The sequence below is a fragment of the Bowmanella pacifica genome, assembly GCF_014645355.1.
Classification (GTDB): domain Bacteria; phylum Pseudomonadota; class Gammaproteobacteria; order Enterobacterales; family Alteromonadaceae; genus Bowmanella; species Bowmanella pacifica.
The window spans coordinates 70,978-83,714 of record NZ_BMLS01000001.1 but is presented as its reverse complement, the minus strand read 5'-3'; the positions used below and the strand labels follow the sequence as shown (position 1 = coordinate 83,714).

The 12,737-nt window shown below is 51.8% G+C and carries 13 protein-coding genes; 12 read left to right on the top strand and 1 reads right to left on the bottom strand.

What is annotated here, in order from left to right; all coding sequences use genetic code 11:
- Nucleotides 1-36 precede the first annotated feature (36 nt).
- The 9 genes from IEX02_RS00385 (at nucleotide 37) to flhB (ending at nucleotide 7,726) form a co-directional block, all read left to right on the top strand.
- Nucleotides 37-2,001: a flagellar hook-length control protein FliK gene (locus IEX02_RS00385; protein ID WP_188688636.1), complete on the top strand. Its 1,965-nt coding sequence runs from the start codon at nucleotides 37-39 to the stop codon at nucleotides 1,999-2,001.
- Nucleotides 2,002-2,125: 124 nt separating this feature from the next.
- On the top strand, nucleotides 2,126-2,659 hold the full coding sequence (gene fliL / locus IEX02_RS00380; protein WP_188688633.1) for a flagellar basal body-associated protein FliL: 534 nt from the start codon (nucleotides 2,126-2,128) through the stop codon (nucleotides 2,657-2,659).
- 10 nt (nucleotides 2,660-2,669) lie between these two features.
- The gene (fliM, locus tag IEX02_RS00375; RefSeq protein ID WP_188688630.1) at nucleotides 2,670-3,728 is read left to right on the top strand and encodes a flagellar motor switch protein FliM; all 1,059 of its coding nucleotides are present in this window, start codon (nucleotides 2,670-2,672) and stop codon (nucleotides 3,726-3,728) included.
- 67 nt (nucleotides 3,729-3,795) lie between these two features.
- Nucleotides 3,796-4,197, top strand: coding sequence for a flagellar motor switch protein FliN (gene fliN, locus IEX02_RS00370; protein WP_188688627.1), 402 nt, complete (start codon nucleotides 3,796-3,798; stop codon nucleotides 4,195-4,197).
- A gap of 4 nt (nucleotides 4,198-4,201) precedes the next feature.
- Entirely contained in the window at nucleotides 4,202-4,603 is a 402-nt protein-coding gene (gene fliO / locus IEX02_RS00365) for a flagellar biosynthetic protein FliO (RefSeq protein ID WP_188688623.1), read from the top strand.
- Nucleotides 4,596-5,345 carry a flagellar type III secretion system pore protein FliP gene (gene fliP, locus IEX02_RS00360; protein WP_188688620.1) on the top strand — a complete coding sequence of 250 codons (750 nt, stop codon included), beginning with the start codon at nucleotides 4,596-4,598 and terminating at the stop codon, nucleotides 5,343-5,345. The genes fliO and fliP overlap by 8 nt, the downstream gene beginning before the upstream one ends.
- A gap of 12 nt (nucleotides 5,346-5,357) precedes the next feature.
- Complete coding sequence (gene fliQ / locus IEX02_RS00355) at nucleotides 5,358-5,627, top strand: flagellar biosynthesis protein FliQ (RefSeq protein WP_188688617.1); 270 nt, start codon at nucleotides 5,358-5,360, stop codon at nucleotides 5,625-5,627.
- Nucleotides 5,628-5,740: 113 nt separating this feature from the next.
- Nucleotides 5,741-6,523, top strand: a complete 783-nt coding sequence (gene fliR / locus IEX02_RS00350) for a flagellar biosynthetic protein FliR (RefSeq protein ID WP_188688615.1) — start codon at nucleotides 5,741-5,743, stop codon at nucleotides 6,521-6,523.
- Between the two features lie 78 nt (nucleotides 6,524-6,601).
- Complete coding sequence (flhB, locus tag IEX02_RS00345) at nucleotides 6,602-7,726, top strand: flagellar biosynthesis protein FlhB (RefSeq protein WP_188688611.1); 1,125 nt, start codon at nucleotides 6,602-6,604, stop codon at nucleotides 7,724-7,726.
- 4 nt (nucleotides 7,727-7,730) lie between these two features.
- Here the strand turns inward: flhB and IEX02_RS00340 are convergent, their stop codons facing one another.
- A complete protein-coding gene (locus IEX02_RS00340; RefSeq protein ID WP_188688609.1) occupies nucleotides 7,731-8,231 on the bottom strand; it encodes a helix-turn-helix transcriptional regulator in 501 nt (166 codons plus the stop codon).
- Between the two features lie 100 nt (nucleotides 8,232-8,331).
- Here IEX02_RS00340 and IEX02_RS00335 point away from each other — a divergent pair, with 100 nt between their 5' ends.
- From IEX02_RS00335 to IEX02_RS00325, 3 genes are read left to right on the top strand one after another with little or no spacing between them, the layout of a single operon-like run.
- Entirely contained in the window at nucleotides 8,332-9,363 is a 1,032-nt protein-coding gene (locus tag IEX02_RS00335) for an efflux RND transporter periplasmic adaptor subunit (RefSeq protein WP_188688606.1), read from the top strand.
- Nucleotides 9,363-12,434 carry an efflux RND transporter permease subunit gene (locus IEX02_RS00330; RefSeq protein WP_188688603.1) on the top strand — a complete coding sequence of 1,024 codons (3,072 nt, stop codon included), beginning with the start codon at nucleotides 9,363-9,365 and terminating at the stop codon, nucleotides 12,432-12,434. Before IEX02_RS00335 ends, IEX02_RS00330 begins: the two co-directional genes overlap by 1 nt.
- Nucleotides 12,427-12,732 (top strand): DUF3240 family protein, encoded by a 306-nt coding sequence (locus IEX02_RS00325; protein WP_188688600.1) that lies wholly within the window; start codon nucleotides 12,427-12,429, stop codon nucleotides 12,730-12,732. Before IEX02_RS00330 ends, IEX02_RS00325 begins: the two co-directional genes overlap by 8 nt.
- Nucleotides 12,733-12,737: the final 5 nt, after the last annotated feature.

The following is a 12,737-nucleotide window of genomic DNA, read 5'->3' as shown; positions in this document are numbered from 1 at the left end:
GACATTGGCAATACAGGTTTGGATGGAACAGTCCTTATGATGCAACAAGTTGCCGCCTCTCACCCCAAGATTGCCGCTGTGCTGGCTGACGATAGTAGTCAGACGGCGGACGCCGGTCAGGCGAATATCTTCCGGGAGCAGTTAAGCCTGGAACAAGGGAAAGGTCAGCACAGTATTGAGCCGGTGCGCAAAGGTGGCCATGAAAAGCCGGTGCCTGAAGTGGCTGATAGGCAAGGTAAGGCGCTACCTGATGCTAAGGGGGACAGCACCAAGGATGCGGCTGACGCCCCAAAAGATAAGAATAAGACTGACACCACTGGGTCAGAAAATCATCCCGTTGAGTCTCAGGATAAACAGTCGGACCCCACTACGACGGCAGTGTCAGCGCAGCAAAGTACTCAAGCTTCAGATGATGAGCTATCCAGGCTAGCCTCTACGTCAACTGACGACGAGGCGCAGCAACAACCCATATCAGAGGGCGAGCAACAAGCCGACGACTGGCTAACGCTGGTATATCAATTGGTGCTGGGTAAGCAAACAAGCCAGGATGGAGAGCAGGTAGCGGCCGAGGAAGACGGGCTTAAAGCCGGGCAGGTTAATGCCACGGCGGATGCACAGGGTTCCGAAAGTGACCTGGCCTGGACTGAAGAAAATCTGGCGCTACTGCAGCAGCTGGGACTGAATCCTGATGTATTGCAGGAGATGTTAACGCCAGAGCAGTTGAGTGAATTCAAAGCCTTTTTGGCGGACATGCCCCAAGAGCCTGAACTGCAGATGTTTGCCAGTGCCATTGTGAAGCTGGGACAAGTCCTGGAGGGCAGTGAGGCCCCCAAAGTGCCGGCCGAATTATTTACCGCTAAGGGCTGGGAAGGATTGCTTCGCCTGGAGTCGAAAAACCTATCAGGCGGCATAAGTCAGGAGCAAATCGCCTCGCTAGCGCAGATGACGGATGACGAAAAGGCTGCGCTACTGAACACTAAGGTGCAGGACGGTATGATGAGTCTCAGCCAGTTGCAGGCTATTGTGCAAGCCAGTGAAGAGCCCCAAAGCCTGAAAGGCCAGGCTATAGCTGCGACTGACGAGCGCGTTAAGAAAGTCTCTCCTGCGCCTGTTGTAACTGCCCTAAAGCATGAAAGCGACAAAGCGCCAACACCCGAGAAATCAGTCACCTTGCAGGAACTGGTGCAGTTACCCGAAAAAGAACTGGATAAAAAACTCACACAGCTGGCGGAGCAATTGCCGGTAAAACAGCAGGGCCCTGAGGCGGTGAGAGATTTTGTTGCCAGTTTAAAGGCCGGTATGGCCGAATTTAAGGCGCAGTTGCAGCAAGGCAGAGAGCCGGGGCTGGATCTGCAAAGCCTGGTGCAGAGCAGCTTGAAAGAGCAGGGGATTCAGCTTCCGCCTGCTACGCTGCAACCCGAGCTGCAACGTTTTGCCAGTTTACTTGAGATGCAGCCTTTAGGGCGCCAGGAGGCTTTTGACCCTAGTATCAGAGGTCTGGCAGAGCGTCAGATACAGGTAGAAACGACCCAGGTTCAAAGCGAGACCGCTAAGGCGGCAACCTCGACCCAGCACAGTGCTTTGGATAAAGCCATTAATATAGCCAAGCCGGAAGCGGCCGTGCAGTTGGCCGAGCGGGTCAGAATGTTGGTGAATCTGGGCAATATGAGTGCCGATATTCGTCTGGACCCTCCGGAGTTAGGCTCTATGCAGGTTCGCGTGCATATGCACGGTGAGCAGGCCAGCGTAAATTTTGTGGTGCAATCTCAGCAAGCCCGGGACATGCTCGACCAGGCAGTACCGAGATTACGTGAAATGCTGGCAGAAAAAGGCATTGAGCTGGGTCAGTCCTTTGTTCAGCAAGAAGGTAAAGGGCAGCAGTTTGCCGACCAGCAAAATCAGTCTGGCATGGGAAGTGAAGCCGAAGCTGCCGCAGAGGCGGTTGAGACAGAGCTACGGGTGGTAAATGGCCGGGTTGGCGGCATTGATTATTTTGTTTAGGCACCGGATTTGCACAAAATCTGTACATAAAAGATAAAAGGCCCCAAGGGCAAATGCGTTAAAGCTTTGCTATTGTGGCGGCGGTAGATAAGATCCGCTTTAGGTATTTGAATCGAGACTGATAATGGCAGAAAAAGAACTGGAATTGGAAGACGCAGGCAAGAAGAAAGGTAAGATGATGATTATCATCGCTGCCGTAGCGGTGCTGGTTATCGGTGGCGCGGCGGCCTTTTTCTTACTGGGCGGCTCTGATGAGCCAACTATGGATGACAGCCAGGCCATGAGTCCTACGCCAGGCGCATCTGACAGTGCGGCGGTTTCCAACAGCGCCGCCCTGGGGTCGGCCCTGTATGTGGCTATGCCTCGTCCCTTTGTGTTTAACGTGCCCGGGACAGGGCGTGACCGTTTAGTCGAGATTAAGGTGCAGTTATTGGTTCGTGGTGCCGATAATGAGGAACAGGCTAAAATGCATATTCCCATGATTGAAGGCACGTTGCTTAGGGTCTTTTCCAGTGCCAACGCCGATGATCTGGTCACTGAAGCGGGCAAGATTGCCCTGCGTGAGCAGTCCATCAAAGAAGTGAAGAAGGTGATGCAGGAAATCGCGGGACGAGATGTGGTGTCCCAAGTGTTGTTTACCGGCTTTGTGATGCAATAGGAATAAACAGGTGAGCGATTTATTATCCCAGGACGAAATTGACGCGCTATTACACGGCGTTGATGAAGTCGAAGAAGAAGAGATAGACAGCTCCGAGCGCGGTGCCTCGACGCTGGAGTATGACTTCTCTTCTCAGGATCGTATCGTCCGTGGGCGTATGCCGACCCTGGAAATCGTTAACGAACGTTTCGCCAGGCATATGCGCGTTAGCCTGTTTAATATGATGCGACGCAGTGCTGAGGTGTCGATTAACGGCATCCAGATGATTAAGTTTGGTGAGTACGTACATACCTTGTTTGTACCGACCAGTCTGAACATGGTGCGTTTCCGCCCCCTAAAAGGTACGGGGCTGATCACCATGGAAGCGCGCCTGGTATTTATTCTGGTGGATAACTTCTTTGGTGGTGACGGTCGCTATCATGCCAAGATTGAAGGACGGGAGTTTACCCCCACCGAGCGGCGTATTATTCAGATGCTGCTTAAACTAATTTTTGAAGATTACAAAGAAGCCTGGGCCCCAGTCATGGACGTGTCCTTTGAGTATCTGGACTCCGAGGTTAACCCGGCCATGGCGAACATTGTCAGCCCCACCGAAGTGGTGGTGATCAGCTCCTTCCATATTGAACTGGACGGCGGTGGCGGTGATTTTCACGTCGCTTTGCCTTATTCCATGCTAGAACCGATCAGAGAGCTGCTGGATGCTGGCGTACAAAGTGACAAAGAAGATACCGACCTGCGCTGGAGTAAAGCACTGCGCGATGAAATTATGGATGTGCAGGTGGAAGTGTCTGCGACCTTGATGGACATCGAACTGTCGTTGCAGGAAATCATGGATCTTCAGGAAGGGGATATTATTCCCATCGAGATGCCAGAGCATGTGGTGTTGTTTGTGGAAGACTTACCCACCTTCCGCACTAAGATGGGCCGCTCCAGAGACAATATTGCCCTGAAGATCACCGAGAAGATCCCAAGACCCACCTCGGTGAAATCTGAACTGCAACTTTTGACCAAAGGCGGTCGACGTCTGGACTCAGACGCCGAGCTTGCCAGTCTGGAAGATGATTTATAACGCCGGTATGCCGGTTGGACAGGTTTTTCCCGCTCAGGCGGGAGCCAATTGAAAGTGAGGTAGCGCGATGAGCACCGAAAATGATGACGCAATGGACGACTGGGCGGCAGCGATGGCCGAACAGGCCGATGCCGAAGCTTCAACCGATGAGGTCCAGGTTGCAGAGCTGGATGAGCTACAGGATGATGCACCTATTAGCGGCGACGAAAAACGCAAGCTGGATACCATCCTGGATATTCCGGTCACCATCTCGATGGAAGTGGGTCGCAGTCACATCAGTATCCGAAATCTGTTGCAATTGAACCAGGGCTCTGTAGTAGAGTTGGACCGGGTTGCCGGGGAACCATTGGATGTCCTGGTAAATGGCACGTTGATTGCTCATGGAGAAGTAGTAGTGGTCAACGACAAATTCGGAATTCGCTTAACCGATGTTATCAGTCAGATTGAACGTATTAAGAAACTTAGATAAATCAATGGCTAAGCTGCTTTTTGGCAGCTTGGCCTGGTTCTCTTTTCCTTCCTTCGCCGACAATAAACCTCTCAATAGCCCCGTCGATTATCTGTCAGTTTTGCTGTCGTTGGTGGTGGTTATCGCGTTGGTGTTTATGCTTGGCTACATTATGCGCCGGTTTAATGTCACCCAGCAGGGCGGCGGGCAAATGAAAGTCGTAGGCTCAATGGCCCTTGGTACCCGGGAACGAATCCTGGTGATCCAGGTGGGCGAGGAGCAGCATATGCTTGGCGTCACGGCACAGAATATTAATCACCTGGCCAAACTGGACAGCCCTTTGGAGGTGGCGCAGCCGTCGGGGGATAATTTCAAAGACAAGTTAACGCAGTTAATGCAGGGGCAGAAGGGGAAGACGCATGACTAGGCTATGGATGCTGTTGGCGGGATTAGGCTTATTGATGTTGCCTGATATGGCCTGGGCCAATGCCGGTGTCAAAGCCTTGACTGTGACCACCAACCCTGATGGTAGCCAGGACTACAGCATGACGCTGCAAGTGCTGGCCATTATGACCGCACTGAGTCTGATCCCTGCCTTTGTGATGATGATGACGTCTTTCACCCGGATCATTGTCGTGTTATCTATTCTGCGTCAGGCCATGGGCTTACAGCAGGCACCGTCCAACCAAATCCTAATTGGTGTGAGTCTGTTTCTGAGCCTGTTTATTATGGCGCCGGTGTTTGACAAGATGAATGAAACCGCACTGCAGCCTTATCTCAATGAGGAAATCACCTCGCTGGAAGCCTATGAACGGGCCAAGGTGCCCATGCGCGCTTTTATGTTGTCGCAAACCCGGGTTAAGGATTTAGAAACCTTTGTTGAGATTGGCGGCTATGAGGGCCAGTTCCAAAGCCCGGAAGAAGTCCCCATGAATGTACTGATCCCCGCCTTTGTTACCAGCGAGCTGAAAACCGCCTTTCAAATTGGCTTTATGTTGTTTATTCCCTTTCTGATCCTGGATTTGGTGGTGGCGTCGGTGCTGATGGCCATGGGGATGATGATGTTATCGCCGATGATTGTGGCACTGCCCTTTAAGTTAATGTTGTTTGTTTTGGTCGATGGCTGGAATCTGATCTTTGGCACGTTAGCCAACAGTTTTGGCATGTAGCGGGAGCACGTTATGAGCCCGGAAATATTTGTTGATATCCTGCGCGAAGCCCTTTTTATGGTGATTCTGCTGGTATCCGCCATTATTTTGCCCAGCCTGTTTGTGGGCTTGATTGTGTCGGTATTTCAGGCGGCGACTTCAATCAACGAACAGACCATTAACTTTCTGCCCAGGTTAATTGTGACCTTGCTGGCACTGTCCTGGGGGGGACATTGGTTGACCGGACAACTGATGGATTTCTTCTTTGAAATGGTGAACCGTATCCCCGAAGTGGTGGGGTAAAGCGTGAACTATATCCAGTATGCAGTGCGCAGACGCTTTGTGTGTGGCCGCGAGTTAAGCCAGAGTCACTCGTTTCTTTCCTCTGCCTGCTTGCCGAATGAGTGCCGTCAGTAATGGAAATCCTGGCCTCGACCCTGACCCAATCTCTGGCCGATTTGCTGCTGCCTTTTATGCGTATCAGCGGCATGTTTGCCGCTATGATTGGGATCAGTGCTAAAACCTTGCCGCCGCCTGTACGTGCCCTGCTGACGTTATTTTTAACCTTGCTGATTATGCCGGTGGTGCCGCCTGTACCTATTACCGAGATGTTTTCGGTAGGGACTTGGCTGATGGTGATTCAGCAGCTATTGATCGGTATTGCCATCGGCTTTATTTCAACGCTGGTGCTAAACACTTTTGTGTTGGCCGGTCAGATTGTTGCCATGCAGACGGGCCTGGGCTTTGCGTCTATTGTGGATCCGGTTAACGGCATTAACGTGCCCGCAGTGGGCCAGTTTTATCTGATCCTGGCCACTTTGCTGTTTTGGGCACTGGACGGTCACCTGGCCATGATCAAGATGATGGTGATGAGTTTTGAGGCCTTTCCTATTGGGCCTCATAGCTTAAGTCCTGAACAGTTTCGTGATGTGGCGCACTTTGCCGGCTGGATGTTTGTGGCCGCGCTGACTATTTCCCTGGCACCGATTATTTCCTTGCTAATTATTAACCTGGCTTTTGGGGTTATGACCAAGGCCGCGCCACAGCTTAACGTCTTTACTATCGGCTTTTCCATTGCACAGATCACTGGCCTGATCATTATCTGGCTGACCATGGATAACTTTACCTTCCATTTTGAACAGGAATGGGATCGGGCGCAGTTATTTATGTGTCAGTTGCTCAGGGTATGCAGCCCATGATGTGCCAGCAGGTTCACTTAATCTCATACAGTCAGGAAAGGGGCGCCTTGTTCCTTCCGCTTTATCTGGAGTACCCGGATGGCTGATGCACATGAGAAAACAGAAGAACCCACGTCGAAAAAACTCGAACAAGCCAAAGAAAAAGGCCAGATTGCCCGTTCCCGTGAGTTGTCCACCACCTTAGTGTTAATTGCCAGTGCTGGGGCATTGATACTGCTTGGACAGAGTATAGGCAGCGCCTTGTTCAGCGTGATGCAGCGTATGTTCAGTTTGTCCCGGGATGAGACCTATGACGTTAACCATATGTTCCAGGCCTGGGGCAGCGGTATGATGGAAATTGCCTGGCCAGTGCTGGCTTATCTGATTATCGTGACCATTGCCGGTATCTACGGCTCCATCGCGCTGGGCGGCTATAACTTCACCTGGGAGTCGGCCAAGCCTAAGGCCAGTAAACTTAATCCCATTAATGGTCTTAAGCGTATGTTTGGCCCTAATGGCATGGTAGAGCTGCTAAAGGCCCTGGCTAAATTTATTATCGTTGCGGTCAGCACTTATCTGGCATTGCGACTGTTCAGTGCCGAAGCCCTGCATCTGGATATGGAGCTCTATCCGCGTAACGTTATGCATGCGCTGGAACTGTTGGGCTGGGCATTTTTGATCATCTGTTGTGCGATGATACCCATTTCAATTTTTGATGTGCCTTATCAGAGCTATAAGCACAACGAAGAAATGAAAATGACCAAACAGGAAGTGAAGGACGAGCGTAAAAACGCCGAAGGTAATCCTGAAGTCAAAGGTCGTATTCGTCGCTTGCAATTCCAGGCGGCGGCCCGGCGGATGATGCAAAAAGTCCCCGAGGCAGACGTGATAGTCACCAACCCCACTCACTTCGCGGTGGCACTCAAGTATGATCAAAACGGCACTCGTGCGCCGGTGCTGGTGGCTAAAGGCCTGGATGAACTGGCGCTGCATATCCGCAAAATAGCCGGTGCCCACGGCGTACCTGTTGTGGAGTCCCCCATGCTGGCCAGGGCCATTTATTATTCCACCGAGGAAGAGCATGAGATCCCGGAGAAACTGTTTATGGCGGTGGCCCAGGTACTGGCCTATGTGTATCAGTTGAAAAACTGGAAGAAAGGTCGTGGCAAACGACCTAAGCCTTTGGCTAAAGAGTTACCTATTCCGCAGGAATTGCGTCGTTAGTCCTTTAAGGGCTGACAAAATCTTCCAAAAACCAGGCGGCAAATTCATGACGCCCCTCAACACCGGCTTTTTCATATACCGAGGAGGCCTGCTGACGCACGGTTTTTTCCTTGGTATCTCTGACTTCACCAATTTCTCTGAGGCTTAATCCTTTCAATAACAGTAAGGCCACATCCTGCTCACTTTGAGTCAGGTGCCATTGGCCGAACTGCTGCTGAATAGCATGGGCAAAGTCATTGCGGGCCTTTTGCATTTCCTCGGAGGCTTTGGCAAGTTGAGAGTGGCTGAGGGTTAACTGATTCTTCAGATGTTCAATATGCTGACGACGGTGCAAACTTTCTCTGATGATATACAACGCCCCCATAGCGGAAGCCAATACGATGCAGCTTTCCTGAATAATGTGCCACATGGGGATGCCCAGGTAATAATCCGTAATCACATCCACTGTGTTGAGCAGCATAATGATGATTAATAGAGTGGTTAAAATCTTGTCTCGTAACACCATGAATTAAAAACCTTTTTTGGAGCTTAGGGCATTTGTCCCATGTATTTTGGGCCTGCGTAAGGTAAAAGCATGGCCATCATTTAGCAACTTTTTGCGACCAATGCCCAGATTCTTCCTGCCCCTAGCATTTTTGTTTTTCCTGTTGCCTTTGGCTCAGGCCACTGAGCAACCACAATCTGTCGACATGGCAGCGTTGCAAGCCTATCAACTTGAGTACGCCAATGCCGAACCGGTAGAAAAAATTCAAGGTAGTCCAGTACTTGGACGGGTTAGCTATCAACCCGGCAGTGCTTATGACGTCAGTTTACCCTTCGCGGTGATGCAACGAAACTGGTTAGTAAATGATGGCGAAGGGGTGAAAGCTGGTCAGCCGGTGGCCGACATACGCGGCCGTGAAGTGGAGCACTTCTTTGATGAATATCAGGCGGCTAAGCGTCTGTTTGAGGTGGCCGAACGTAACTATCAGGCCAATCAGACTGAGCGCACCAAAGGCATTGTCTCCAGTCCACAGTGGCTGACACTGGAACGGGAGTATCATGCCGCCGCGTTAGCCTGGGAGCATGTCAGGCATTTACGCAGCCTGCTGTCGCAGGACAAACAGGGCAATGTCACGATACTAAGCCCGGTTGATGGGATACTGATGTTTGCCAGTGGCGATGAAAGGTTGTCAGCGGATGCACAGCTATTTCGAGTTATCGCGCCATCTGCGGTGCAGCTTAACGTGATGATGCCGTCAGATAGTCTGGCGGGGCTGTATGGATTTGAGGTGGAAGGCGGGCAGTGTGATATGCCCCTGTTTAAAGTAGACGGCCGCTTACAAGGTATTCGTCAACAGACCTGGAGTCGTATTCCGTCAGACTGTGGTCTGAAGCTGGGACAAACCCTGGCGGTGAAACCTGTGTATCCATCATCGGTATACCGGGTACCGGTTTCTGCTGTCTTTGAGTTGCACAATCAAGACTATGTGGCCGTGCGCGAGCAGGCGCGTCTGCGGCTGGTGGCGGTAAAGGTTCGTCAGTCACAAGCCCAAACGCTACTGGTACAAGCCAGCACCGCGCTTGATGGTGAAGCTGTGCTGAGCCGTTCAGTCAGTGCCTTGCAGGGACTGTTTATGGGCTTGGGGAGAGAATAATGCTGGCTGCTGTTCTGCGCTTATCGCTTAGCCAACGACTGTTTGTCGGTTTGCTGGCCATTTTGTTGGCTGGGGTGGGGATGCAAGCTTGGCGAACCTTGCCTGTTGATGCGTTTCCGGATATCTCGCCTACCCAGGTCAAGGTCATTATCAAAGTACCTGGCATGACCACCACAGAGATTGAATCACAAGTGACACGGCTGGTGGAAACTGAGCTGCTAGGGATCCCTCACCAGGCCATGCTGCGCTCTACTACTAAGTACGCCATTACTGTGATTACCCTGGATTTTAGTGAGGGTACCGATATTTACTGGGCGCGTCAGCAGGTCAGTGAGCGCTTGTCCGGAATCTGGGGGAGTTTGCCTGCGGGGATAAGCGGTGGCGTTGCACCTATGAGTACGCCGCTAAGTGAAATGTTTATGTTTACGGTGGACAATCCTGCAATGTCGCTACAAGCGCGCCGTGAACTGCTGGATTGGTATATCCGACCTGCGCTTAGAAGCGTGGCTGGCGTGGCGGATGTCAACAGCCTGGGCGGTTTTGTCAAAACCTACGAGATATTGCCGGATCCGATACGGCTGCAACAGTTGGGTATCGGCTTGGAGGATATTGAACGCACTATTCTCCAGACCAATCAAAACACCGGGCTGGGACGTATCAGCAAAGGCACTGACAGTCTGATTCTGCGTACCGAGGGACGTTTTGCTGATATTGAGCAGTTGCAAACCCTGGTACTGAAAAGCGATGTATCGGCGACCGTCAGGCTGCAGGATGTCGCCAAGGTCAGTGTTGGGCATCTGAGTCGCTATGGCGCCGTGACCCGCAATGCCGAGGAGGCCGTACAAGGCTTGGTGATTGCCCTGAAAGACAGCAATACCGCCGAAGTGGTGCGTGACGTTAAAGCTAAACTGGCAGAGCTTACCCCTACCTTGCCGGAGGGCACCAAGGTTGAGGTGTTTTATGACAGAGCGAACCTGATTGAAACGGCCACAGATACCTTGATCAAAGCGCTGATAGAAGCGGTTGTACTTGTGATCATTGTGTTGGCGCTGTTTTTGGGAAATGTGCGGGCGGCTTTTGTGGTGTCGCTTTCTCTGCCGCTGGCGGCGCTGGGTACTTTTGCGCTGATGAAAGTCTTTGGTTTGTCGGCCAACCTAATGAGTCTGGGGGGGCTGGTGATTGCCATAGGTATGCTGGTGGATGCCTCGGTGGTGATGGTGGAAAATGCGGTAACGCACCTGCACAGGCAAAGCAAACTGCCGCTGCTGCATCAGATCTTCCGCGCTTGTTATGAGGTCGCCACGCCGGTATTGGCCGGTACGCTGATCGTCGTGATCGTGTTTTCTCCGCTTCTGACCTTAAGCGGACTGGAAGGTAAATTGTTCTCTCCTGTGGCCAAAACCATTGTCTTTGCCATGCTCAGCGCAATGTTACTGGCATTTACGTTAATTCCGGTGCTGTCCTCACTGCTGCTCAATGCCAAGGCCGCCGAGATGCCCCGTTGGGTGCAGCGCCTGCAGTCTGCATACCAGCACAGTTTACAGCATGTCTTGGCGCACCCTCGCCCTTATATCGGCTTGTTGCTGGCCTCCCTGGTGTTGGCGGGGGGATTGTTTGTACTGGCCGGCAAGAGTTTTATGCCGCAACTAGATGAGGGCGACATTATTATTCAGCTTGAGAAGTCGCCCAGTATCACCTTGGATGCATCCATTGCGCTGGATAAACAACTGGAACTGGCGTTATTGGAGAATATTCCTGAGATCCTCAATATTGTGGCCCGCACCGGTTCAGACGAATTGGGGCTAGATCCCATGGGACTGAATGAAACCGATGTTTTCTTGCAGCTTAAACCTGTAGACCAGTGGCGTAACCCCGATAAGCAGTGGTTGATCGCCGACATTCGTGCCCAGTTGGCGCACTTTCCTGGTATGAACATCAACTTTACCCAGCCGATTCAGATGCGTGTATCGGAAATGCTGACCGGCACCAGTGGTGATGTGGCCATTAAGGTGTTTGGCCATGATTTGGATACCCTGACGGCGCTGGCCGGTCAGATAGGGGACATTACCGAACAGGTACAAGGCAGCGAAGATGTGCAAGTAGCCTTGGTGGAAGGTGGGCAATATCTGAATATTCGGGCCCGTCCCGAAATTGCCGCCATGCTGGGGGTTAGTACTCAGAGTCTAAGTGCTTATTTACTGGGGCTGGTTGAGGGGCGAACCGTCTCTGAGATTGTTGAAGGCGAAATTGCCACCCCTATCCGTTTTGCCAACAGCCTGGAACAGCCAAATTCAGTTAAGTTCAGGGCGGTGGGGGACTTATTGCATCAGCCAATACTCTTACCTGATGGCACTAGTTTGCCTTTACAGCAGGTGGCGGATATCAGCATGCAACAAGGCCCCTTGCTGATTGAAAGAGAGATGGCCAAGCGCTTTGTGTCTGTGACAACCAATGTGGTGGGACGTGATGTAGTGGGCTTTGTGGAAACGCTGCAAAGCAGCATCGACCAGCAGATAGAGATGCCCCAAGGTTATCGCATTGAATATGGTGGCGAGTTTGAAAACCAGCAACGTGCTATGCAAAACCTGATGCTGGTGGTGCCTATCGCCTTGCTGTTGATCTTTGTCATTCTGTTTACCACTTTCCACTCACTGGCCTTGTCCGGCCTGATTCTGGGCAACATTCCTTTTGCCCTGATGGGCGGTATGGTAGCGCTCTATGTCAGTGGCGAGTTCTTATCTGTGCCTGCATCTGTGGGGTTTATCGCCTTGCTGGGGGTGGCTGTACTCAATGGTGTGGTGATGGTCAGTTATTTTGAACAAACGCAGGGTGTCTATGCCGATGCTCTTGAACATATTACCCAGGGAGCGGTGAGACGGCTTCGTCCGGTGCTGATGACCGCCACGACCGCCATGTTTGGCTTAATGCCCTTGGTATTTGCCACCGGCCCTGGTGCCGAGATCCAGCGACCGCTGGCCATAGTTGTTATTGGTGGCCTGGTCACTTCAACCCTGACGACCTTGTATTTGTTGCCGGTATTTTATCGATTAATGGAGCGTTCCCGTGAGTGAAGACAACGTATTGCTCAGTATTCTGCTGCCGCTTAAGGCAAAAGAAGAGGTGGTGGACCGGTTGATGTCGCTGGACTGGTTATCTGGTTTTACTATTCGCAGTATTGAGGGGCACAGCCGGGAGCATGCAAATCTGAGCATTCGCGAACAGGTACAAGGTTATAAGCAACTTGTGCAGTTCGATATTATGTTGCAAGAAAGCGGGCTTTCCAGCGTATTTGAGCAGTTAACGGGGGTGCTGCAACCAGGCAGTATGCGCTACTGGGTGGTGCCGGTCAGGGCCACCGGGCGTATATAAATGGG